The sequence below is a fragment of the Haloarcula sp. HT12 genome, assembly GCF_055271655.1.
Genome location: NZ_JBUXKW010000001.1, coordinates 1 through 24405 on the forward strand (window position 1 = coordinate 1; position 24405 = coordinate 24405).

Here is a 24405-nt window from a genome sequence, read left to right on the forward strand (position 1 = left end):
TTCTCCTGGACGCTCGGGTCCCGAATGCAACGGTGGGACTCGTGCAACACCAGGTGGTAGTCCACGTCAGAAATCCAGGTGATATCGGCATCCGCCTCTCCGTTCAGTTCGTCTTCCAGGCTCTTGATTGCGCCCGCCCCGGCATATCCCGACCCCAGCACGACCACGTTCTCTGTCATACAGGAGAGTCCGCAACCGACTGATACAAACCCTTTGAAATCGCTCTCAGCGTGGAAAATTATCAGTGAAAGTCCGTGATGATTACCGCACGGCTCCGCTCGGTCGACTGCAGGAAAAAGTACAGAAGACCCCTGAAACTAGTGCTCCGGCTCGCCCGCCGGTGCCCGCATATCGTCGATAGCGAGGATGAGTTTGTTGTTGGTGTCGTCCTTGCCTTCGAGCGTGCCGATGATCTGGAGCTTCGACAGCGGTGTCGGGCCGACGGTGATGGAGTCGCCCTCGTGGAACTGGGACATCGTTCCCTGGAGCTGAATCTCCGCGCGACATTCCTCGGGGTGGTGGACGCTGGTCAGGTCGATCTCCTCGACATTGGAGTGTTCGACGAGTTCGCCGTTGTGGCGTAGCGGGACCTCCGCGGCCTGTTCCATGTCCTGGATCTGGAGCGCGTCGTAGGCGTTGGCGGTGGGCTTGTACCCACCTTTGGGGCCAGGGACGCCCTCGACCAGCTGCAGGGCCTTGAGGCTCTGCATCTGGTTGCGAATCGTCCCGGGGTTCCGGTCGACCTTTTCGGCGATGTCCTCACCTTTGACGGCGCTCTCACTTTCTCGATAGAGATTTACCAGTTCCTGTAGAATGTTCTTTTGACTGGGTGTCAGTTCGATAGATGACATAATCTGTTGTTCGGTATAGCCGTCCTTAAATGCGACGGTAAACCGTCTGGAACTGCCGCAGAATAGCCGAAAGCGATACTACTTTATTCCGTCGGCGACCTGACACATATATGGAAAGTCAGCGTGTTCTGGTGACCGGCGGTGGCGGGTTCATCGGTGCGAATCTCGCGAACAAACTGGCCGAGAACAACGATGTCATCGCCCTCGACGACGGCTATCTCGGCACGCCGGAGAACGTATCAGAAGACGTAGAGTACGTCAAGCAGAGCGTCCTCGACGACGACCTGCCGACCGACGTGGACGTGGTGTTTCACCTCGCGGCGCTCTCCTCGTATGCGATGCACGAGGACAACCCGACCCATGGCGCTCGCGTGAACGTCGAGGGGTTCGTCAACACGGTCGAGCAGGCCCGTGACGACGGCTGTGACACCGTCGTCTACGCCTCGACCTCCTCCATCTACGGTAGTCGGACGGATCCCTCGCCGGAGGACATGGACGTGACGGTCAACACCGGCTACGAGGCCTCGAAGATGGCTCGGGAGACCTACGCCGAGTACTTCCAGAACCACTACGACCTCACGCTGGCCGGCATGCGCTTCTTCTCGGTGTATCAGGGCTACGGCGGTGCAGAGGAACACAAGGGCGAGTACGCGAACGTCATCGCCCAGTTCGCCGACGACCTGGCCAGCGGCGACGCGCCGAAGCTGTACGGCGACGGCGATCAAACCCGCGATTTCACCCACGTCGACGACATCGTCCGCGGGCTCGTCCTGGCCGCCGAACACGAACTGAACGGCGTGTACAACCTCGGCACCGGCGAGGCCTACGACTTCAACACCGTCGTCGAGATGCTGAACGACGAACTCGGGACCGACATCGAACCGGAGTACGTCGAGAACCCGATTCCCGAGGACGTGTACGTCCACGACACCTGTGCTGACTTCTCAAGGATGCACGACGCGACCGGCTGGGAGCCGGAGATCCGTTTCGAAGAAGGTATCGAGATGGTCTGTGCGCCGTACACGTAGGGAACCGCTGGCATCGCCGGCCCAACGCTGGGTCTTTATCCGTCGCCCGTGGAGGCGACGGTATGCAACGACAGGTTCGCGTCCTCGGCGTCCCGATGGACCTCGGCGCTGACCGGCGCGGCGTCGACATGGGTCCGTCGGCGATACGGTACGGCGGTCTCGCCGACCAGTTGACGGGTATCGGTATCGACTGCGTCGACGGCGGCGACATCGCCGTGCCGCGGCCTGAGGAACGCGACCCCGACGCCGCTGGCCTGGAACGCGGTCGCGCGAAGTTCTTCAGAGAGACGAAGGAGGTCTGTGAGGACGTGACGACGGCCGTCGACGGGACCCTCCGGGAAGGGCGGTTTCCGCTCGTCCTTGGCGGCGACCACTCTATCGGTATCGGGACTATCGCGGGCGCGGCCCGCAAGAACGAAGAACTGGGTGTCATCTGGTTTGACGCCCACGGCGATTTCAACACGCCGGAGACCACACCCAGCGGGAACATCCACGGGATGTCGCTGGCGGCCGTCCTCGGGCTGGGCGTGTTCGCTGACCACGAGTGGGCGCACACGCCGGCGGTGAACGAGGAAAACGTCGTCATCGTCGGCCTGCGGGACGTAGACGACGGGGAGCGCCGGCTGATCGAGGAAAGCGACATCACGGCGTACACGATGTCGGATATCGACGCCCGGAGCGCGCCGGAAGTCGTCGACGAAGCGCTTGAAATCGCCACCGACGGAACGGACGGAATACACGTCTCGCTGGACCTGGACTGGCTCGACCCGACGGAAGCGCCCGGCGTCGGCACGCCGGTTCGGGGCGGCGTCTCCTACCGCGAGGCCCACATCGCGATGGAGTACGTCGCCGAACACCACGACCAGCTGCGCTCGATGGAGATGGTCGAGGTGAACCCCATTCTCGACGAGCACAACCGCACCGCGGAACTGGGCTGTGAACTCGTCGCCAGCGCCTTCGGCAAGCGCGTACTGTAGCTATCCGAACCCCTCGTACTGCATCTCGGACTCGGGAATCCCGACGCTTCGCGCGGCCCGGACCAGCGTCGACACCATCGCACTGATACCGCACGCGTACAGTTCGACGTTCGACGGGTCGATGCGGGCGTCGACGCCGGACTGTGGTAGATGCGTTCCGACGGCGTCGAACCGCTCCGGCAGGTCCGCGCCTTCCAGCGCGTCGCTTGCGACGTAGCTGACGAACACCGACTGGACGTAGTCGGTCGCGCCGTCCCAGTCGGTCAGGAGCGGTTCGCGCGTGAGTGTCGGAACGAAATGGAAGTGGTCGTATTCGGCGTCGAGGCGCCGGAAGTGCGCCCGGTGGGGCAGGTCGTCCTCCCAGCCACAGCCCAGAAACAGCCAGATGTCGCGCGGCTCGCCGTCGACCACGTCCCGCCCCTGTTCGAATGTGTAGTCGATCATGCTCTTGAACGGCGTGACACCGGTTCCAGTCGCCAGAAACACCATGTCCCGACTCGATGGTGGGTCAAGTACCATGTGACCGTTCGGCCCGCGGACGACGACGTCTTCGCCGATGCGGACGCGTTCGAACAGGCCGCTGGTGAGTTTCCCGCCGGGAACCAGCCGGATGCAGAACTCCAGTTCGTCCTCGCTCGGGGAGTTGGCCAGCGAATACGCTCGCGGCGTGTTCCGGAGCCTGAGCGTGACGTACTGTCCGGGTGTGAAATCGAGGTCCACGTCGGGCTTGACGCGGAGACGCAGCAACGACGGATAGGGGCGGTCGAAGCGCTCGGCCAGCGTCTTGACCCGTGCGAGCCGCCGTTTCGACGCCCCGGCCTCGCGCAAGCGGTCGAGTAACTCAGGCCACCGAACTGTCGACCCGCTCCGGACGGCCGATAACCACGACTGCTCCCCGACAGGTGCAATCTGCTTCCGGACCGCGGACAGCACCTCGTTGTTGCGGTTGCGGTCCATCGGTTCGACGAGCGTCACCCGCGCGTCCTCAGTGACCAGCGGCAACTGTGCCGCCCGGTCGTGCTGTGAGAGATGCCGCGGCAGGTCCATAGGCGGGGTACGACGTCGACACTGGTATGTCTGCCCCACCACCTTTTTCCCGCTCGGGTGGCCTGCGGCCACCACTCGCGGCAAAAACGTGGGCGAAAAAGGCCGCTCGCTTCGCTCGCGGTTACTTGTCGGTTTCCGCCGGCACAACCGTCACGCTCGCCACACGGTCGTCGTTCTCTAGACCCATGATCGTCACACCCTTCGTGTTCCGACCGACCTGGGAGACGTCGCCGGCGCGGATACGCATGATCTGGCCCTGTTCGGACATGATGACCAGGTGGTCCTCGTCGGTGACGGCCTTGGCGGTCGAGACGCGACCGTTGCGGTCGTCAGTCTTGATGTCGATGAGGCCCTTGCCGTAGCGGGACTGGGTGCGGTACTCGTCGAGTTTGGTGCGCTTCCCGAAGCCGTGCTCGGTCACGGTCAACAGCGACCGCGGGTCGTCGTCGTCGGTGGCGACCATCGCCGCGACCTTGTCGTCGCCCTCCAGTTTGATGCCGTTGACGCCGCGGGCCGAGCGGCCCATCTCGCTGACTTCGCTCTCGCTGAAGCGGATGGTCATCCCCGCCTCCGTGGCGATAACGAGGTCGCCGGTGCCGTCGGTGACATCGACGTCGATGAGTTCGTCGCCGTCTTCGAGCTTGGCGGCGATGATCCCCGTCGAGAGGATGTTCTCGAACTCCGAACAACAGGTCCGCTTGACGTACCCGTTCCGGGTCACCATCGTGATACACTCGTCGTCGCCGAACTCGTCGGTCGAGACGACGGCGGTGAGTTCCTCGCCGTCGTCCAAGTCGATGAGGTTGATGGCGGACTTGCCCCGAGCGGTGCGGGACATCTCCGGGATCTCGTAGGTCTTGAGCCGGTAGACCTGCCCCTGGTTGGTGAAACAGAGCAGGTAGTCGTGGCTGTTGGCCCGGAACACTTTCGAGACGCGGTCGTTCTCCTTGGGGTCTGCCCCGATGATCCCCTTGCCGCCGCGGTTCTGGGGATCGAAGTTCTCGACCGGCATCCGCTTGATGTAGTCGTCCTCCGTGATGACGACGACGCAGTCTTCCTCGGGGATGAGGTCCTCGTGGGTGACCTGGCCCTCGTCTTCGATGATGCTCGTCCGGCGGTCGTCGTCGTACTCGTCTTTGACTTCCTGGAGTTCGTCGGCGATGACGCTGTCGAGTTTCGCACGGCTGTTGAGGACGGATTCGAGGTAGTCGATAGTGTCCTGTACGTCCTCGTACTCCGCCTCGATCTCGGCCGCTTCCATCGAGGTGAGCGAGCCGAGCTGCATCCGGACGATGTGGGCGGCCTGGTCCTCGGAGAACTCGAATGACTCCTGCAGGCCGGCTCGTGCGGCGTCGCGGTCCTCGCTGTTGCGGATGAGTTCGACCACGTCCTCGACGTTTTCCAGTGCTTTCAGTCGGCCTTCGAGGATGTGGGCGCGGTCCTCGGCCTCGGCGAGGTCGTACTCGGAGCGGCGGCGGACGACCTCGCGGCGGTGGTCGATGTAATGCTGGAGGGTCTCCTTCAGCGAGAGGACCTCGGGCTGGCCGTCGACCAGCGAGAGGTTGATGACGCCGAAGGTGGACTCAAGATGGTGGTCGAGCAGGCGGTTCTCGACCACGTCGACGTTCGCCCCGCGCTTGAGTTCGATGACGATGCGGACGCCGTTGCGGTCGGACTCGTCACGCAGGTCCGAGATGCCCTCGATTTTCCCCTCGTTCACGTCGTCGGCGATGCGCTCGACGACGCGGGCCTTGTTCTCCTGATAGGGGAGCTCAGAGATGACGATGCGACCCTCTTCCGGGTCGACCTCGTACTCCGCACGGACCCGCAGGCGGCCGCGACCGGTCGCGTACGCCGAGTAGATGGCGTCACGCCCGACGATGTTGCCGCCGGTCGGAAAGTCCGGCCCTTTGATGTGTTCCATCAGGTCCTCGACCGTACAGTCGGGGTTTTCAAGCAGGTGGACCGTCGCGTCGACCAGTTCGCCGAGGTTGTGCGGCGGGATGTTGGTCGACATGCCCACGGCGATGCCCGAAGACCCGTTCAACAGGAGGTTCGGGACCATCGAGGGCAGCACGTCGGGTTCCTGCAGGCGGTCGTCGTAGTTGCTGGAGAAGTCGACGGTGTCTTTCTCGATGTCTTCGAGCAGTTCCTCGGCGATGGGGGCCATCCGGGCCTCAGTGTAGCGCATGGCGGCCGCCGGGTCGCCGTCCATCGAGCCGAAGTTCCCCTGACCGTCGATCAGCGGATACCGCATCGAGAAGTCCTGGGCCATCCGGACGAGCGTATCGTAGATGGCCGAGTCGCCGTGTGGGTGGTAGTCACCCATCGTGTCCCCGACAATCGAGGACGACTTCCGGTGGGAAGAGTTCGAAGAGACGCCCATCTCGTGCATCGCATAGAGGATGCGCCGATGGACGGGCTTGAGGCCGTCCCGAACGTCCGGGAGCGCCCGACCCGCGATGACCGACATCGCGTAGTCGATGTAGGACTGCTCCATCTCGTCCTCGATACGGACGTGCTTGATCTGCTCTGCCGGCGCGTTCGGGTCGTTAGCGTCGGAGCTCATATGTCGACCCACTCCGCTTCAGGCGAGTGCTCCTTGATGAATTCCTTGCGCGGTTCGACGGCGTCGCCCATCAGGACGTTGAACATCTTGTCCGCGGCTGCGGCGTCTTCGATGGTGATCTGCTTGAGAATCCGGTTGTCGGGGTTCATCGTCGTTTCCCAGAGCTGTTCGGGGTTCATCTCACCGAGGCCCTTGAACCGCTGGACCTGAGTGGGGTTCCCGTCACACTTCTCCTCGATGATTTTGTCGCGCTCCGCGTCCGTCATCGCGTCGTAGGTGTTCCCGCGGTAGCGGATCCGGTACAGCGGCGGCTGGGAGGCGTACACGTAGCCTGCTTCCAGCAGCGGCTTCATGTGCCGGTAGAAAAGCGTCAGCAGGAGCGTCCGGATGTGTGCCCCGTCGACATCTGCGTCGGTCATCAGAATGATCTTCTCGTAGCGAAGGTCCTCGATGTCGAACTCGTCGCCGATCCCGGTCCCCAGCGCGGTGATGAGGTTCCGTATCTCGTTGTTCTCTAGAATCCGGTCCAGACGGTGTTTCTCGACGTTCAGAATCTTCCCTTTGATGGGGAGGATGGCCTGGAACTCCGGGTTCCGACCCTGCTTGGCGCTGCCGCCCGCGGAGTCACCCTCCGCGATGAACAGTTCGGCTTCCTCGGGGTCCCGCGTCTGGCAGTCCGCGAGCTTGCCGGGCAGTGCCGTCGAATCCAGTGCCGATTTCCGCCGGGTGAGCTCTTCGGCCTTCTGTGCGGCCTTCCGCGCTTTCGCGGCCTCGACGGCCTTCCCGACGATGGCCTCGGCGGTATCGGGGTTCTCCTCGAAGAAGGTCGCCAAGCCGTCGTGCATCGCCGATTCGACGATGCCACGGACCTCGCTGTTGCCGAGCTTCGTCTTGGTCTGGCCCTCGAACTGCGGGTCGGGATGTTTGACAGAAATGACGGCCGTCAGCCCCTCGCGGATGTCGTCGCCCTTGAGCGTATCGTCCAGGTCTTTCAGCAGATTGTTGTCGGTCGCGTAGTCGTTGACGACCCGTGTGAGCGACGTTTTGAACCCTGTGAGGTGTGTCCCGCCCTCGCGTGTGTTGATGTTGTTGGCGAAGGCGTGGATCGAGCCCTGCAGGTCGTCGGTCCCCTGCATGGCGATTTCGACCTGGACCGGTCCCTCCGCGATCTCCTCTTCGTCCTCGAAGTAGATGATGTCGCGGTGGAGCGGGTCCTTTGTCTCGTTCAGATACTCGACGAACTCGCGGATGCCGCCGTCGTAGGCGAACGTCTCCGTTTCGCCATCGCGCTCGTCGATGATGGAGATGGCGACACCGGAGTTGAGGAAGGCGAGTTCCCGCAGTCGGGACGAGAGCGTCGAGAACTTGAACTCGCCGGTCTCGAAGATCTCGTCGTCGGGCCAGAACCGAACGGTCGTGCCCGTCTCTTCGCCGGGTTCGAGGTCCCGAACTTTCTTCAGGTCGTACTCCGGTTTGCCGTGGTCGAAGCGCTGCTTCCAGAGCGCGCCGTCGCGCCTGACCTCGACTTCGAGCCACTTCGAGAGGGCGTTGACGACGCTCACACCGACCCCGTGGAGACCCCCGGAGACCTGGTAGGACTTGTTGTCGAATTTCCCACCGGCGTGGAGAATCGTCATCACGACCTCGACGGCCGGGCGGCCGTGTTCTTCGTGGGTATCGACGGGGATTCCCCGCCCTTCGTCGCTGACAGAGACGGAGCCGTCGTCGTGAATCGTTACGTCGATGTTGTCACAGTAGCCGGCGAGCGCCTCGTCGATCGCGTTGTCGACCACCTCGTAGACGAGATGGTGGAGACCGCGAGCGTCCGTCGACCCGATATACATCGCAGGTCGTTTCTGGACGGCTTCCAGCCCTTCGAGGGTCTGGATCGACTTTGCGCCGTACTCATCAGACTCTCCTGACATAGGAACTTACCCGTCCTAATAGAGGGGGACGTATAAAGCTCCCGCACGCGCGCGGGAGCCCGATTTTGGGGGACAGCGTTCACTTTCACTCCGGTGGCGATTACCTTTTAACCCCGACGCGGGTACGTACCGCACGACAATGACCTCGTATCAGTCGCGACTCGGCGAGGGCGAGGGGATCGCCGAGGAGTTGGCCGAATCCCAGCGGGCCATCTCCATCGCCGAGTTCTTCGAGAAGAACAAGCACATGCTGGGCTTCGACTCGGAGGCCCGGGCGCTTGTCACGGCCGTCAAAGAGGCTGTCGACAACGCGCTCGATGCCTGCGAAGAGGCCGGTATCCTCCCCGATATCTACGTCGAAATCCAGGAGTCCGGCGACTACTACAAACTGGTCGTCGAGGACAACGGCCCCGGTATCACGAAGGAACAGGCGCCGAAAATCTTCGGGAAGCTCCTCTATGGCTCCCGTTTTCACGCCAGAGAGCAGAACCGCGGGCAGCAGGGGATCGGGATCTCTGCGGCCGTACTCTACTCGCAACTCACCTCCGGCAAGCCGGCGAAAATCACCTCCCGACCGAAGGGCCAGGACGAGGCCCAGTACTTCGAACTCATCGTCGACACGGACACGAACGAGCCAGAAATCAGCGTCGACGAGACGACGACGTGGGAGCGCCCCCACGGGACCCGCATCGAACTGGAGATGGAAGCCAACATGCGGGCTCGCTCGACGCTGCGGGACTACATCCAGGACACCGCCGTCGTCAACCCGCACGCCCGCATCGAGTTCGACGAGCCGGGACTGGACGAATCGCTGAAGTTCGAGCGGGCCGAGCGCGCCGAACTCCCCGACGAGACCGAGGAGATACGCCCGCACCCTCACGGCGTCGAACTGGGGACGCTCCTGAAGATGCTCGAAGCAACGGATTCGTACTCCGTGTCCGGATTCATGCAGGAGGAGTTCACCCGCGTCGGCGGCAAGACCGCCGACAGCGTCATCGCGAACTTCAACGACCGCCACTACGGCCGCGGCATGGCCTGGCAGCCGCCGAAAGTCAACGAGGAGGCAGATATCGAGGCCACTGTCGAGGACGCTGTCGCCAACAAGGGCGCTGAAACCACCGCGACGTTCGCCGCCGCCGTCTCCGACGCCATCCACGACCGCGACCGGGTCGCGTATCACGAGGTCGAAGCCATCGTCGACGACGCCGCGGCTGACGCCGAAGCCGACAGCGACACCACCTTCGGTGCGACGGTTCGGGAGAACGCCGTCGACGCCGCCTGGGCGGCCGTCACCGAGGATCTATCGAGCGACCTCTACGCGCTCGTCGACGACGTGACGACGAAACGTAAGGACGACGCCGCCATCGAGGGGCTTGCGAGCCGACTGGCCGACAAGTTCGCCGACGACGGCCGCCACCGGCTGACCCGCGACGAGCTCCGGGGCTACATCGACCGCGCGGCCGACATGACCGAGGAGCAGGACGACGCTACCTACGGCGAGACGGCCCGCGAAAACGTCCTCGAAGCGCTCTGGACGGCCGCCGAGGGCGTCCCCGAAGAGCCGCCGAAGGTCGCCGACATCGCCGACGACCGCGACACCGCGAGCGAACTGCTGTCGGCGATGCGCGAGACGGACATCATCGCGCCGCCGACGGACTGCCTCTCGCCTATCAGCGCGGAACTCGTCGAGGAAGGACTTCGGAAAGAGTTCGACGCGGACTTCTACGCCGCGTCGACGCGGGACGCGTCGGTCCACGGCGGCGACCCGTTCATCGTCGAGGCCGGCATCGCCTACGGCGGCGAACTCGAAGCCGAAGGACCCGTCGACGTAATGCGCTTCGCCAACCGCGTGCCACTCGTCTACCAGCGCGGGGCCTGTGCCACGACTGACGTCGTGAAATCCATCCGCTGGCGCAACTACAACCTCGACCAGCCCGGCGGCTCCGGCATCCCGAAGGGACCGGCCGTCATCATGGTCCACGTCGCCTCGACGAACGTTCCCTTCACCAGCGAATCGAAGGACGCCATCGCGAACGTCCCCGAGATGGAAGACGAGATCGAACTCGCCATCCGGGAGGCCGCCCGCGAACTCAAAAGCTACCTGAACAAGCGCCAGTCGATGCAACAGCGTCGCGAGAAGCAGGACAAGCTGGCGACCATCCTCCCGGAGATGGCCGAGAAGCTCACCGAGGTGACCGGCAACGACGACCTCCACATCGACGACTCGCTGGCCCGCATCATGAACAACGTCCTCATCGAGCGCGAGGTCGAGGACGGCACCGTCCGGGTCCGCATCGAGAACAACGACGACACGAACGCGGACGTGGAACTGACCGACATCGTCACCGCCGAACCGCAGGACACGAACGGCGCGACGGTCGTCGAGATGGACGGCGAGTGGTTCGTCAAGTGGTCCCCGACCGTCGGGGCCGGCGAGACCGCCGTGCTGGAATACAGCGTCTCCGGCGAGGCCGAGTTCACCGTCTCGGTCGACGGCATCGAAGACGAGAAACTCACGGTGAACGCCTGATATGAGCACCGACTCAGACACCACACCAGACACCGAGGAAGCGCGCGAGCAACTCATCGACCTCGCGGCGGACTTCTACGACCAGTTCGCCGACGGCGAGGTCCCGACGATGACCATCCCGACCCGGACCAAATCGAACATCGTCTTCGACGAGGACGAGCAGGTCTGGGTGTACGGCGATCGCGACTCAACCCGGTCGGCGAAGACGATATCCGGGGCCGAGAAGATCCTGAAGGCCGTCTACACTATCGATTTCCTCTCCCAGCAACTGGAGGAAGACCGCTCTTCGACCCTGCGTGAACTGTACTACCTCTCGGAGTCCTGGGACCTCGACGAGGCCCAGTTCAACACGCAGGACGAGTCGAATAACCTCATCGAGGACCTCGAAATCGTCTCCGACGTGAAACGCGAGGACTTCCACATGCGCCCGGAAGAGTCCGGCGCAAAAGTGATGGGGCCGCTGCTCCTCCGCGAGCAGACCAACCGCGGCGACCGCGAGATCCACTGCCAGGACGACGTTGGCCAGGGCGGCTACCAGATCCCGAACAACCCCGACACCATCGAGTTCCTCGACAACGACGCGAAGTTCGTCCTCTGCGTGGAGACCGGCGGCATGCGCGACCGCCTCGTCGAGAACGGCTTCGACGACGAGTACGACGCCCTGGTCGTCCACCTCGGCGGCCAGCCCGCGCGGGCCACCCGGCGGCTCATCAAGCGGCTGCACGACGAACTCGACCTCCCGGTCACGGTGTTCACTGACGGTGATCCATGGTCGTACCGTATCTTCGGGTCGGTCTCCTACGGCTCCATCAAATCGGCCCACCTCTCGGAGTACCTGGCGACCCCCGAGGCCCAGTTCATCGGCATCCGCCCGGAGGACATCGTCGAGTACGAACTGCCGACGGATCCGCTGTCGGACTCCGACGTGAACGCCCTGGAGAGCGAACTGGAGGACCCGCGGTTCCAGACGGAGTTCTGGGAGGAACAGATCGAACTCCAGCTGGACATCAACAAGAAGGCAGAGCAGCAGGCGCTCGCGTCTCGGGGGCTTGATTTCGTGACGGACACGTATCTGCCCGAACGGCTGGACGAAATGGGTATCCTCTAACTAGTTCTCGTCGAGTACGACCGGGACGCCGCGTTTCGCGACGTCCTCCGCGAACGCACCGGAGTCGGCTTCCAGCGACGTGAACGTGTTGTAGTGCATCGGGAGGACGAGGTCGGGGTCCATCGCCTCCGCCAGATCGGCGGCTTCGTGGCGGTTCATCGTGAAGTTCTGGGCGATAGAGGGGACGAACAGCGACACGTCGAGTTCGGCGTGGCCCTCCAGCACGTCAGTATCTCCGGTCCAGAACACGCGAGTGTCGTCCAGCGCAACGAGGAAGCCACAGCCGATGCCTTTCGGATGAATCGGACTGCCGTCGTCTTTCACGTTCCGGCCGTCCTCGTGGTTGTAGGCCGGCATGGTCCAGATCGGAACGTCGTCGACCAGCAGGTCGGCCTCCATCCCCACTTTGCGGACCTCGTAGTCGAGGTCGGCCAGGCGGTCGAGGTCGCGGTCGGTCGCGTGGACGTTGATGCCCTCGAACGCGACGACGGTGGCGTCTTCAGCGGCGACCCGCCGGATGCCGTCCGGGTCGTAGTGGTGGATGTGGGTTACACAGACGATGTCCCCGTCCTTCGGCGCGTAGTCCTGCGTTGGCGGATGGCCGACGCCGGGCGTGTCCGGTTCCCACTCGCCGGTGAGGACGCCGTAGCGGCCGGGGTCGAAGTAGACGACCGTGTCATCGCCTTCCAGTCGGAGCGTCGCGTAGCCGAGCCACTCCGCGGTGATGCCGTCGTGTCTGACTGTCATGTGCGGGCCTTCTCGGAGCCGACAATTACGCGTGTCGGTCCACTTCCAAGTAGCAAAGCACCGTCACTGCGACCCAGCCAGCCGCTCGACCCGTTCCAGCGAGTCGGCATCCGCGGGGATCTTGTCCTCGCGGACCGAGAGGAACCGCGGGAACCGGAGCGCATAGCCCGCGTCGTAGGATTGGGAAGTCTGAATCTCCTCGTAGCCGACCTCGAAGACGATGGCTGGGTCAAGGGTCACGTCGCGGCCGTCCTCACTGCGGATGTGCGGTTCGAAGCGCTCCGTCAGGTCGTCGAGTTCGGCGTCGGTGATACCCGTGGCAACGTTACCGACGGTGACGTAGCCGTCGTCGGTTCGCACCGAGAGTTCGAACGATCCGAGGACATTCGCCCGCCGGCCCTCGCCCCACTCCGCGCCGGTGACCACGCAATCGAGCGTCTCCACGTCGGGCTTTCGCTTGCGCCAGTGCTTGCCCCGCTTGCCGGGGGAGTACGACGCCGTCGGGGCTTTCAGCATGATACCCTCCTGTCCGGCGGCGAGGGCCTCCGTTTCCAGGGCCTCGATCTCCTCGGGGTCGTCGGACAGCCACATCCGCGAGACAATTTCGCTCCCGGCTGGGAACAGCGACTTGAGGCGGTCGTGGCGCGTCTCCAGCGAGGCGTCTAGTAGGTCCTCGCCGTCGGCGTGCAGGCAGTCGAAGGCGTGCAGGCGGACGGCCACGTCCTCGCGGGCCGCGGCCACGTCGTGTTTCCGGCGGAAGCGCCGCAGCACCTCCTGGAACGGGAGCGGGTCGCCGTCCGCGTCGACCGCGACCACCTCGCCGTCGAGGATTGCCGGCGCGTCCAGCGTCGACTCGACGGTGTCGACGACCTCCGGAAGCGGGTCCGTGACTTCCTCCATGTTCCGGGAGAACAGCCGGGCGTCCTCGCCGTCGAAGTGGACCTGGACGCGAGCGCCGTCGTACTTCCACTCGACGGCGGCGCGGTCCCAGTCGTCCAGCGCGCCGGCGACGGTGCCGGCCTGGGCCAGCATCGCTTGCACGGGACGGCCGATTTCGAGCGTGATGGTCGCCAGTCCGGACTCGCCGTCCTCGCGGGCCACCTCGGCGACCATGCCGTAGTCGTTTGACACCTGCACGGCCCGTTCGACGGCCGCGACCGGCACGTCGAAGGCGGCCGCGACGGCGTCCCGAACGGTTCCCTCGCCGACGCCGATGCGCATCTCCGAGAGGACGAGCCGTGCGAGGTAGCCGGCTTCCGTCGACGAGCACCGCGAGAACAGGCCAAAGAGGATATCTACTTTCGTCCCCTGGCTCCCGCTGCCGTCGACAGCGGCCAGCTCCCGTAGCTCGGCGTCGAGTTCGGCGATAGTCAGTGCGTCGCTCCCACCTCCTGCGCCGAAGGCGGCGAGGCCCTGCTGGCCGCCGAGGTCGTAGCTGGCCGCGACGGCTCCGATTTCGCCCACGTCCGCGAGCCGCTGCTCCACGTCGTCAGCGCTGACGTTCTGGCCGGCCGCCCGGGCAATCGCCTCGTAGCAGAGCCGCGGTCCGATATCGAGCGTGCGAGATTCGTAGGCCGGAAACACCCGGCCCTGGACGAAGCGGGCGAGCGTCGAGAGGTCCGATCCCGCGTCAGTGAACAGGTCGGTCACCGCCTCAGTAATCGCGGTGTCAGCGCTCTCGGCTTCGATTTCCTCGGCCCGGTCGGCGAAGGCGGCGAACTCCATCAGCCTCCCCTACCCGATTGGAAACCGTAAATCCAGCGTCACTCGACCGTATACTCGACCGTGACGTTCTCGCCGGCCGTCGACGACGCGTACGGCCGGTCCGGCGACCCGGAATTGCCGTCGAAGGGGTAGTCGAGCTGTTGGTTCCCGTTGGTGTCCTGGTGGGCTACCAGCACGATCGGCTGGCCGGACGACGGCGGTCTGTCGAGCGTGATCCGCACGTCGCTGTGGCTTCCGGAAGCGAGGTACTCGGAGGTCCCGAGCACTCTCCCGTCGGCCTCGAACTGGCGGACGACGATGAACCCGCCCTCCGAGAGCGACGCCGATTCGACCGTTATCTGGTCGCCCGAGACGGCGGGGCTGGTGACCGTCATCGACGCGACCGGCGAGGACAGCAAGATGAACGCGACGTAGGCGACGCCCAGCAAAATTGCGGCGTGTTTCGCGCCGGCCTTGAGCGTGCCCTCGCCCAGTTGGCCGCCGATGAAGCCGGTCAGGACCGCCTGAATGAGTGCGGTGTGGAAGAACACGAGCGTGTAGGCGGCCTTGTCCACGCGGCCGAAGCGGGCGAACTGGTCGACGTTGACGCCCAGTCGGTTCGACTCGCCGGCCGGCGTCGGCACGCTGGAGGGGAGGCTGGGGACGAGTACTTCCTGCACGGCGACGATGATGACCAGGAACACCAGGAAGGCGACGTAGATGACGACGAGGTAGGTGAGCATCTGCTGGCGTCGCCGGCGCTTCAGCCGGAGGTCGGCCCGCGACTGGGTCGCCGCGATGCGGAACACCGGCCCGAGCTGGCCCGAGGCGTGCATCGCGTGGGTCAGCAGCGTCACGATACGCGTAATCGCCGTGGTCTGGACCCGACGGCCGAACCGAACGAGCGCGTCGTCGATGTTCGCACCCATCCTGATGTCGGCCCAGATGCGGTGCATCTCCTCGGTGAGTACGCCGATGTCACTGCCGCGGACCCGTCGGAGGCTCTCCACGACGGTCATCCCGGCCTCGTTCAGGCTCGCCAGCCGTTCGAGCAGGTCCGGCGTCGCGTTTTCGATGCGGAACAGCCGTCGAGTGTAGATGAACCGCACCAGCGCGAACGGCCCCAGAATCAGGAGAACCGACTGGATGACGAGATCGTCGAGGATACGGACGTTGACCGTCGACGCCTGGAACGCCGTCGGGGCGCGGACGAGCAGCAGTACCACCGCGACGGGTACGGCGAGGTAGAGGACGTACACCGGGTTCCAGACCAGCGACTGAATCGGGGCGCTGAGCAGGTCCCGAAGCGATTTGATTCGGTCGTGGAACCGGAGTCGGAGCCAGTTCGCCTCGTCAGCCGGGACGACGCCGCCGTCGGGCAGGCCGAGACGGTCGGTTCCCAGACCGGGTTTCCCCAGCGTCGCCGTCTCGTAGCGCTCCAGGATGTCCGTCGTGCCGCCGCTACTGATGCCAAGCGACTGGAGCTTGATATCGAGATACACCATGAACCCGACGTTGGCCAGCGGGATGACGAGATACGCCATCAGCTGTAACAGCCAGAGCGTGTCCGTCGTCGTCAGGCCGAAGACGAGCAGAATCGTCATCAGGAAGAGTACGGCGGCGACGAACACGGTGACGTACGCCTCCGCGACCGTCGCCAGCCGTTCGAGCAGGTCCGCCTGGCGCTCGGCGGCCTGCTCCTGGTGGCGCTCGTACTGCTCGCGGAGAAACGGGGCCAGCGACTGGCCGCTCTGGAGGACACTGGAGAGGTTCTCGGTGAAGGTCTTGAACTGTTCGCTGGGAGTCCGTCGCGAGACGTGTTCCAGCGCCGTAATCATGTCCCGGCCGAACAGGTCCATCTCCCTGACGGCGACGCCGATTTCCTTCGCCGTGTCGCCGTAGATCTCCTGATTTCGGGCCAGCACGCGCATCACGTCCGGGAACGACATGCCACCGCGGGAGAGGGCGTACATGAACGCGATGGTTCGGGCCATCCCCTCGTCGATGTTCCGGCTCCGTACGTCCGCCCGGTTTTTGAGGCGCTCCCAGCGGTACAGATACGTGAGCCCGGCCGTCGCCGTACCCGAGAGCAACCCGCCGCCGATGAGGATATAGAGGGTCTCCGTCGGTGTCAACACGAGTTCGAACGTCCGCAGGCCGAAGGCGTTGACCATCGTCGAGGGGAGGCCCTGTGCAAGCTCCACCAGCGCCGGCAACACCAGCAACAGGCCACCGATGGCGTACGCGCCAGAGATCGCTCCCGCAACGGCACCCACGCAGGCGTACACCAGCGTTCTGGCAGCGTAGCCGCGATAGGTCTCGTCGACGTACGCGGCTTCGAGCTGGCGCTCGCGCTCGGGCGACTCGCCCACGTACCGGCCGAAGAGGCGTCGGGACAGCCGGGTGACGTTACGGTCGAAGCGCTCGTTGACAGTGCTGTAACCGACCAGCCCGAGAATCCCGACGACGACGGCGAGCGGTGCCAGACCGAGCGGGTTCAGCGCCATGTCAGGCTATCGCGTCGTCGATGTTCGCCATGACTTGCTCTTTGTCCGCGTAGTACTTGTTGACCATCGCCGTGAACTTCCGGTAGTCGGTGATGCCTTCGGACTGGAGATAGCGGAGGAACCGCTGGCGGTTGCGGAGTTCGGTCAGCAGCTCCGACTGCGTCCAGCCCCGCTCCGCCCGAATCTCGTCCAGCAGCTCGCTGTTGTTCTCGGTGAAGCGGTCCTCGGTCGCCCGCCAGTTGTACGTCGTCGAGTAGTCCAGTTCGCCGGTGCGCTGGTCGATGCCCTCGATCTCGGCGAGCGTCTTCGCGCGGCGGACGCGCTCGTCGCCCGAGCGGGCCAGCACCTGCACACAGAGGATATCGAGGCTCTGGACCATCGGTCGCGGGACGTTGATCGGCTCGTTCTCCAGCCGGTTGATGACGGTCTGGACGGAGTCCGCGTGCATCGTCGAGAACGTCGTGTGACCGGTGTTCATTGCCTGGAACAGCGTGATGGCCTCCTCGCCGCGCACCTCGCCGACGATGATGTACTCGGGGCGGTGCCGAAGCGCGGATCGCAACAGGTCGTACATCGTGATGTCCGAATCGTCCAGTCGCTCGCGGGTGACCGACGAGAGCCAGTTGTCGTGATACAGGGATAGCTCGCGGGTGTCTTCGATAGAGAGCACCTTCGACCGGGGCGGGAGGAACATCGCCAGCGCGTTCATCGACGTGGTCTTGCCGGCCGCCGTCCCGCCCGCGAAGATGAGCGACTTGTTGGACTCGATGGCGAGCCAGAGGTAGGCGAGCATCTCGACGGAGAACGTGCCGTACTCCAGCAGTTCAATCGGCGTAAAGGGCTCGTCGGCGTATTTTCGGATGGTGAACGCCGAGCCGCGCGGGGTCACTTCCTCGCCGAGCGCCAGTTCGATACGCGAGCCGTCCGGGAGCGTCGTGGAGACGACGGGGTCCGAGACGGAGACGTGTCGGCCCGAGCGCTGGGCCAGCTGGATGACGAAGTCGTTCAGTTCGTCGGCGTCGTAGACGATGCTCGTCTCGATGTCCGTGTAGCCGTCGTGGTAGACGAAGATGGGGAGGTTCGCCCCGTCACAGGAGATGTCCTCGATGTCCGGGTCGTGCATCAGGGGGTCGATGTGACCGTAGCCCTGGAAGGAGCGATGCAGGTAGTAAAACAGCCGGTAGAACGTCTCCGGCTCGATGACGACGCCGTACTCCTCCAGCCTGGCTTCGAGTTCCTCGGCGAGGACCCGCTCCGGGTCGGTGTCGACGTCGTCGCGGTAGATGAGCGGGATGCGGATGTCCTCGAACAGACGGTCGAGGAGTTCCCGCTCAAGGTCGGAAAGCGACGGCTCGACGACCTGATACAGGTGCTCGTCGCGGTCCGGGTCGTGGTTGATAGAGGCGAAGGCGAAGGGGGCGTTCAGCCAGTAGCGTTCGACCTCGTTGTAGCCGTCCAGGCCGTCGAAGTCGACCAGCGTCCCGTGGCGGCTGGGGTCGTAGTTCGCCGTCGGAACCGCCGACCCGCTCAACACCGTTGCAGTCCGCGAGAGCCACGACTGGATGTGGCCGAGCGGGTCCGAGACGAAGTCACCGGGTTCGGGAGTTTCTGGGTTCGACATCGGTGGTCCAGTGGGGAGCACACGGCGCTCCGCGGAATATACCTCTGCTATCGTATCCACCTACTTAAATTCGCTCGCCGAATTATCAGCAGTCTAATCGCCAGCGGTCGAACGAACTGGCCGGCGCTGTCCGTCACGCTCGGTCGACAGTCAACAGGAGATAGGCGAACACGAGCGCGACGAGCGCGCCGACAGGAACGGTGATACCGGGAAACGACGTGATGAAAAGCCCACTGGCCGCGAGCGTGAGGACGCCCACAAGTCCAAGCAGCCCGCCGAACAGCCGGACAGGGTCGACGGGTAGGGTCGCTTCGACGCGGTCCTCAGCGGCGTAGTAGTAGAGACTGAGCCCGAGCGGGAGCAGGAAAACGGCCAGGGCTGCGAACCCGAGTGTTCCGGCGAGCGCAAGCGGGTCCGACTCCTGAAACGCGGCGACCTGCCAGGCCCAGAGAAAGGGCTGCTCCCCGGGGAGCGTCGCGCCGAAGATGAACTGGAACCGAAAGGGGAGAAACCGGAGCCCGATGACAGTCAGCCCCTCAATCTCGAACAGCGACACCGACCACGGGGCCAGCCCCACGAGCCACGTCGCAAGCACCGCGAACTCGCCGGCGTACTCTGACTTCACCCAGGCCATGCTACTGTCAGAGGGTGGGCCGGTCCGGTAAAAGCTACCGATACCGACAGTCGGTGCGCCGTTACGTTCATTTGGCCGGGCCACGTACCGGTAAACACCGGAATGAGGCGTGATTACTTCACCGTCGACATCCAGGCTTCGGCCACCGACAACGACGACCCGACGATCGCGATTGTATACGATGGGCCGACAGGAGAGCTCCGCGAACGCCTCACAAAAGTAGACGGCGGCACACTCGATGGCGAAGAGATCGACGTGACCTTCCGCCGCCAGCCAGAGAGCGACGGCGTGCTCTCGCTGACGAACCGCCTCACCGGTGAGTATGTCTTCGAGGCGACAGCGCCGACAGCGGAGATCGATGCGCTCGTTTCCAGTGCGGACGCTCAAGAAGACCCACAGTTTACAGTCCGTCTCACCGACGGCGAAGGCGAGTCACGGACCTACGAAATGCGAACGCTGCTCGTCTACGACCCCGACGGAAGCCTCCTGCGCGGACAGAGCCTGATTCCCGGCGGCGTCGAGTTATAGCGTCGTCCACCGCTACACCCGCTCGACAATCGCCGGGAGGACCTCCGTGACATCCGCACGAAGCACGTGCGCCGCACTCGCGTCACGCGGTGTCTCCTCGTAGTTTACCACGACCAGCGTGCTGCCCGCCTCTGCCGCGATTTTCGGAAGTAGTGACGCGGGCCGTACCGACAGCGACGACCCCACGGCCAGGAACACGTCGCTGTCCCGGGCGAGACGCTGGCCTTCGTTCATCGCCACGTCTGGCATGGCTTCGCCGAACAACACGACATCGGGGCGGTAGACGCCGCCGCAGTCACAGCGCGGCGGCAGATTGCCGTCTGCAGCGACCTGCTCGAACACCGCCTCGGCGTCCCGACGGTGGCCGCAGTCGTCACAGACCACGCGCCGGTGGGTCCCGTGCAGTTCGATGACCCGGTCCGTGCCGGCGTCGTCGTGCAGTCCGTCGATGTTCTGCGTGAGCACAGCGTCGAGATGCCCCGAAGTTTCGAGTGTCGCCAGCGCCTCGTGGGCAGCGTTGGGTTCGGGGTCTACATCGTCGTAGATGGCCTCCCGAAGCGAGACCCGGTCCGCCCAGAAACCCGCTGGGTCGGCGTCGAGCCGACGGCGGTGGAAGTCCGCCGGGTCGTGGCGCTCCCAGATACCGTCGTCGCCGCGAAAGGAAGGGATTCCCGACGCCGTCGAGACGCCCGCGCCGGTGAGCGCGACAGCAGTTTCGGCGGTGCGAAGCGCCTCGGCAACCGCTTCGAGCGTCTCGTCGGCGACGTCGTCGGTCCCGTGCCTGTCGTCGGCCATACGCTCGCTTCGCAGTGCGATGGTGTGGGTCTATCGGATTGGATTCGATGGTAGGGACGACCGTGGACGCTCCCCTGGTATCCCGAGTCGCTCCAGGACCAGCCGTATCGCGCCACAGTGCGCGCTCCCGACCCACTATCCATACCCACAGTAAACTGGGAGGGATTCCGCGTGATCGCAGGAAGAGAAAGACGGATTTAAATCGCCACCGCTCGCCTCTCTGCATGACATGCGCTTGCACGAATACCAGGCGAAGCAGGTCTTCGCTGACGCGGGCATCCCGACGCCCGCCTCGCAGCTGGCCGAGACAGTAGATGAGGCCGTCGACGCGGCCGAGGAAATCGGATATCCGGTCGCCATCAAAGCACAGGTACACGTTGGCGGCCGCGGCAAGGCCGGCGGCATCAAGCTCGTCGAGTCGAAGGAGGAGGCTCGCGAGGCCGCAGAGGACATCATCGGGATGGACCTCAAAGGCTACCACGTCTCGAAAGTGCTCGTCGAGGAAGCCGTCGACTTCGTCAACGAGCTGTACGTCGGCGTGACGATGGACCGCAACGAGGGCCGGCCCGTCGCGATGGTCTCGACGAAAGGCGGCGTCAACATCGAGGAGGTCGCCGAAGAGGACCCCGACGCCATCGCCCGCGAGCACATCGACCCCGCTTTCGGGATGCACCCGTTCCAGGCCCGCAAGGTCGTCTACGAGGCCGGCGTCGACCGCGCGGTTGCAAACGACGTTGCGAGCGTCCTCACGACGCTGTACCAGCTCTGGGACGACCGCGACGGCGCTGACACGGAAATCAACCCGCTGATGATTACCAGCGACGACGATGTTATCGCGGCCGACGCCGTCATGAACATCGACGGCGACGCCCTGTTCCGCCAGCCCGAGATCGCCGAGATGGGCGAGGAGGCCGCGGAGGGCGACGAACTCGAACAGAAGGCCGACGAGTACGGCTTCGACTACGTCCGCCTGGACGGTAACGTCGGCATCATCGGCAACGGTGCGGGCCTCGTGATGACGACGCTCGACCTCGTGGACTACTACGGCGGCGAGCCCGCCAACTTCCTCGACGTGGGTGGCGGCGCAAAGGCCGACCGAATCGCCAACGCGCTCGATATGGTGTTCTCCGACGAGAACGTCGACTCGGTCGTGTTCAACATCTTCGGCGGCATCACCCGCGGCGACGAGGTCGCGAACGGTATCAATCAGGCCCTGGAGCAGTTCGACGAGATCCCGAAGCCGGTCACCGTCCGACTCGCGGGGACCAACGCCGAAGAGGGCATGGAGATTCTGAACGAGCAGCTGGTCACGGTTGAGCACACGCTGGAGGACGCCGTCCAGCGTGCGGTCGAGTACGCGAAGGAGGTGGAAGCATGAGTGTTCTAGTTGACGAAGATACACGCGTCGTCGTACAGGGAATCACCGGCGGTGAAGGGAAGTTCCACACCGAACAGATGCTGGAGTACGGCACCAACGTCGTCGCCGGGGCAGTACCCGGCCGTGGCGGCCAGGAGGTCGCCGGCGTGCCGGTGTACGACACCGTCCAGGGCGCGGCCCGCGAGGAAGACGCCAACGCCGCCGTCGTGTTCGTGCCGCCGGCCTTCGCCGGCGACGCCTGTTTCGAGGCCCTCGACGCGAAGGGTATCGACCTGGTCGTTGCCATCACCGAGGGCATCCCGACCCAGGACATGTCCCGGGTCTACCGCAAGCTGCAGGAGACCGACACGCACCTGGTCGGTCCGAACTGCCCCGGCGTCATCACGCCCGGCGTCGCCAAGCTCGGCATCCTCCCGGGGAACATCTTCTCCGAGGGGAACGTCGGTCTGGTCTCCCGTTCGGGGACGCTGACCTACCAGGTCGTCGACAACCTCACCAACCGCGGCATCGGCCAGTCGACGGCCATCGGTATCGGTGGCGACCCGATCATCGGGACGGACTTCATCGGCGCGCTCGAACAGTTCGAGGCCGACCCCGACACCCACGCCGTCGTCATGTGTGGCGAAATCGGCGGCGAGGACGAGGAAGAGGCCGCTCGCTACATCGGCGAGCATATGGACACGCCAGTCGCCGGCTTCATCGCCGGTCGGACCGCGCCGCCCGGAAAGCGCATGGGCCACGCCGGCGCCATCGTCTCCGGCTCCGGCACCGGGACCGCGCAGTCGAAGATCACCGCCCTAGAGGACAACGGCGTCCCGGTCGGTGACACACCGGAAGAAGTCGCCGACCACGTCGAAGACCTGCTGTAGGGCACATTCAGGCGACTTTCACCGGACGCTTTTTCTGATCGGTTCGAATGGATTTGTGCGGACGGACAACGGTGTCCTCGCGAGCGAGTCGAGGACGACCAGCGGGAGACCTCGACGCGATACGGCGAACACAGTGAGCCGTGATGCGGAGCGAGCGAGGGCTCGATAGACGAACGGCACGAGATCGACCGATGGGAGATCTCGATGTGACGCGGCGAGCGAAGCGAGCCGTGGAACGGAGTGAGTCTATCGGTGTTCCGGTCGGTGACACACCGGAGGAAGTCGCCAAACACATCGAAGACCTGCTGCAGGGCACCGTCGGTTTCTTATCACGTGTTTTCGTAATGCTATGGGATGACGCCTGCTCGTGGGACCGTCTATCTCGTGGCCGGTACCGAAGCGACTGACATAGTTGAGGCACTCTCTGAAGCGCTGACAAACGGTACAACAGTCGAAGCGGTCCAAGACACGAGCGTCGTACAGGACCGGCTGAGTGACGGGGATGTCAGGGGTGTCGTCGTCAGTGATGACGGCGACCTCGACGGGGTTGCGGTATTCGAGGAACTGCGGGCGACAGGGGCCGAGATTCCGATAGTACTCGTCGCGGCCGACCCCGAACCGGACCGGGTCACCGAGGCGCTCCGGACCGGCGTCACCGATTACATGACCGCAGAAACGCCCGCATCCCTGCTGGCCGCGAAACTCGAAGCGTACGCGACCCGGTGGCCGACTGACTGGCGGGTCGGGGCCGTGCAGTGGGACGACATTTCGAGCGGCGTCTCCCACGACGCAAAGAACCCGCTGAACGTCGTTATGGGTCGATTAGATCTACTGGATATCGGTGAGCCCCACGAAGACCCATTGCTTCGGTCTGTCGGCCGAGTCGAGACGCTGCTTACCGACCTCTCCCGCATCGGGAGCATCGCGTGTCCCGTCTCTGAAACCGATTCGCTCTCGCTGGCTGACGTAGCGACGGAGGTCTGGACCGCAGGGAGCTACGAGGATGCGACGCTCGAAGTGTCGACGGACGCGTCTGTCGACGCCGAACACGACCGGCTACAGTTGATTCTCCGCGAACTGTTCGACAATGCAGTCACACATAGCGAGAAGCCGGTGACCGTCACTCTCGGCGACACCGATTCCGGGTTCTACGTGGCCGATGACGGCCCCGGAATTCCTGAAGCGGACCGCGATGAGGTGTTCGATCAGGGATTCGGGACAACGCGGGACGGGGAGGGATACGGACTGTTCCTGGTCGACACCGCGGCGAGAGCTCACGGGTGGACAGTGTCGGTCGGGGAGAGCGAGTCCGGCGGTACGCGCATCGACGTGACGGTTTCGTAACTCCGACCGGCGATACGCTAGGATCGGATATCGCTGTGGGAGCTTTTGCGTCTGAAGGGCCAGGTTACTGTCCAGGCCGCCTCGCAGCAGTGCGATTGAGACTGAGCGCACGGATCGAAGTAGGGTCGCAATATTCGAGATTATTGATGTTACTCACAAATCCTCCTCAAATAATATTCATTGGTAGCCTATAACAATCATGGCGTACTCCGTGCCTGAGAATACCGGGTTTCCCGGTGTATT

At 64.4% G+C, this 24405-nt stretch carries 18 protein-coding genes and 1 pseudogene; 8 read left to right on the plus strand and 11 right to left on the minus strand.

From position 1 onward, the window contains the following. Positions 1 to 179: pseudogene (locus ACY9XZ_RS00005) on the minus strand (NAD(P)/FAD-dependent oxidoreductase); the annotation flags it as partial. Between the two features lie 138 nt (positions 180 to 317). After that, positions 318 to 851 (minus strand): Rrf2 family transcriptional regulator, encoded by a 534-nt coding sequence (locus tag ACY9XZ_RS00010; protein ID WP_463455057.1) that lies wholly within the window; start codon positions 849 to 851, stop codon positions 318 to 320. A gap of 110 nt (positions 852 to 961) precedes the next feature. On the opposite strand from ACY9XZ_RS00010, the gene ACY9XZ_RS00015 reads away from it, so the two are divergent. Both ACY9XZ_RS00015 and rocF read left to right on the plus strand, forming a co-directional pair. After that, positions 962 to 1879: an NAD-dependent epimerase/dehydratase family protein gene (locus ACY9XZ_RS00015; protein ID WP_463455058.1), complete on the plus strand. Its 918-nt coding sequence runs from the start codon at positions 962 to 964 to the stop codon at positions 1877 to 1879. A gap of 62 nt (positions 1880 to 1941) precedes the next feature. After that, positions 1942 to 2856, plus strand: a complete 915-nt coding sequence (gene rocF, locus ACY9XZ_RS00020; RefSeq protein WP_463455059.1) for an arginase — start codon at positions 1942 to 1944, stop codon at positions 2854 to 2856. On the opposite strand, the gene ACY9XZ_RS00025 is transcribed toward rocF, so the two are convergent. From ACY9XZ_RS00025 to gyrB, 3 genes are all read right to left on the minus strand, one after another. After that, positions 2857 to 3903 (minus strand): ferredoxin--NADP reductase, encoded by a 1047-nt coding sequence (locus ACY9XZ_RS00025; RefSeq protein WP_463455060.1) that lies wholly within the window; start codon positions 3901 to 3903, stop codon positions 2857 to 2859. Between the two features lie 121 nt (positions 3904 to 4024). Further along, positions 4025 to 6472, minus strand: a complete 2448-nt coding sequence (gyrA, locus tag ACY9XZ_RS00030) for a DNA gyrase subunit A (RefSeq protein WP_463455061.1) — start codon at positions 6470 to 6472, stop codon at positions 4025 to 4027. Continuing rightward, entirely contained in the window at positions 6469 to 8397 is a 1929-nt protein-coding gene (gyrB, locus tag ACY9XZ_RS00035; RefSeq protein ID WP_463455062.1) for a DNA topoisomerase (ATP-hydrolyzing) subunit B, read from the minus strand. Before gyrB ends, gyrA begins: the two co-directional genes overlap by 4 nt. A 139-nt stretch (positions 8398 to 8536) precedes the next feature. On the opposite strand from gyrB, the gene ACY9XZ_RS00040 reads away from it, so the two are divergent. Continuing rightward, entirely contained in the window at positions 8537 to 10927 is a 2391-nt protein-coding gene (locus tag ACY9XZ_RS00040) for a DNA topoisomerase VI subunit B (RefSeq protein WP_463455063.1), read from the plus strand. Position 10928: 1 nt separating this feature from the next. Beyond that, positions 10929 to 12035 carry a DNA topoisomerase IV subunit A gene (locus ACY9XZ_RS00045; RefSeq protein WP_463455064.1) on the plus strand — a complete coding sequence of 369 codons (1107 nt, stop codon included), beginning with the start codon at positions 10929 to 10931 and terminating at the stop codon, positions 12033 to 12035. Here ACY9XZ_RS00045 and ACY9XZ_RS00050 read toward each other — a convergent pair whose 3' ends face one another. From ACY9XZ_RS00050 to ACY9XZ_RS00070, 5 genes are all read right to left on the minus strand, one after another. After that, positions 12036 to 12782, minus strand: a complete 747-nt coding sequence (locus ACY9XZ_RS00050; protein ID WP_463455065.1) for an MBL fold metallo-hydrolase — start codon at positions 12780 to 12782, stop codon at positions 12036 to 12038. Positions 12783 to 12845: 63 nt separating this feature from the next. Then, positions 12846 to 14507: an ATP-dependent DNA ligase LigA gene (gene ligA, locus ACY9XZ_RS00055; RefSeq protein WP_463455066.1), complete on the minus strand. Its 1662-nt coding sequence runs from the start codon at positions 14505 to 14507 to the stop codon at positions 12846 to 12848. A gap of 38 nt (positions 14508 to 14545) precedes the next feature. Next, positions 14546 to 16993 carry a type II secretion system F family protein gene (locus ACY9XZ_RS00060; RefSeq protein ID WP_463455067.1) on the minus strand — a complete coding sequence of 816 codons (2448 nt, stop codon included), beginning with the start codon at positions 16991 to 16993 and terminating at the stop codon, positions 14546 to 14548. A gap of 1 nt (position 16994) precedes the next feature. After that, positions 16995 to 18614, minus strand: a complete 1620-nt coding sequence (locus ACY9XZ_RS00065; RefSeq protein ID WP_463455068.1) for a type II/IV secretion system ATPase subunit — start codon at positions 18612 to 18614, stop codon at positions 16995 to 16997. A gap of 133 nt (positions 18615 to 18747) precedes the next feature. Continuing rightward, entirely contained in the window at positions 18748 to 19248 is a 501-nt protein-coding gene (locus ACY9XZ_RS00070; RefSeq protein ID WP_463455069.1) for a TIGR04206 family protein, read from the minus strand. Between the two features lie 102 nt (positions 19249 to 19350). Here ACY9XZ_RS00070 and ACY9XZ_RS00075 point away from each other — a divergent pair, with 102 nt between their 5' ends. After that, positions 19351 to 19776 (plus strand): DUF5793 family protein, encoded by a 426-nt coding sequence (locus ACY9XZ_RS00075; RefSeq protein WP_463455070.1) that lies wholly within the window; start codon positions 19351 to 19353, stop codon positions 19774 to 19776. Between the two features lie 12 nt (positions 19777 to 19788). On the opposite strand, the gene ACY9XZ_RS00080 is transcribed toward ACY9XZ_RS00075, so the two are convergent. Then, positions 19789 to 20571 carry an NAD-dependent protein deacylase gene (locus tag ACY9XZ_RS00080; protein WP_463455071.1) on the minus strand — a complete coding sequence of 261 codons (783 nt, stop codon included), beginning with the start codon at positions 20569 to 20571 and terminating at the stop codon, positions 19789 to 19791. A 229-nt stretch (positions 20572 to 20800) separates the two neighbouring features. On the opposite strand from ACY9XZ_RS00080, the gene sucC reads away from it, so the two are divergent. The 3 genes from sucC to ACY9XZ_RS00095 all read left to right on the plus strand — a co-directional run bounded on the left by sucC (position 20801) and on the right by ACY9XZ_RS00095 (position 24162). After that, complete coding sequence (sucC, locus tag ACY9XZ_RS00085) at positions 20801 to 21949, plus strand: ADP-forming succinate--CoA ligase subunit beta (protein WP_463455072.1); 1149 nt, start codon at positions 20801 to 20803, stop codon at positions 21947 to 21949. After that, the gene (gene sucD / locus ACY9XZ_RS00090; RefSeq protein ID WP_463455073.1) at positions 21946 to 22818 is read left to right on the plus strand and encodes a succinate--CoA ligase subunit alpha; all 873 of its coding nucleotides are present in this window, start codon (positions 21946 to 21948) and stop codon (positions 22816 to 22818) included. Before sucC ends, sucD begins: the two co-directional genes overlap by 4 nt. 354 nt (positions 22819 to 23172) lie before the next feature. Next, positions 23173 to 24162 carry a sensor histidine kinase gene (locus ACY9XZ_RS00095; protein WP_463455074.1) on the plus strand — a complete coding sequence of 330 codons (990 nt, stop codon included), beginning with the start codon at positions 23173 to 23175 and terminating at the stop codon, positions 24160 to 24162. The last annotated feature ends 243 nt before the right edge of the window (positions 24163 to 24405 follow it).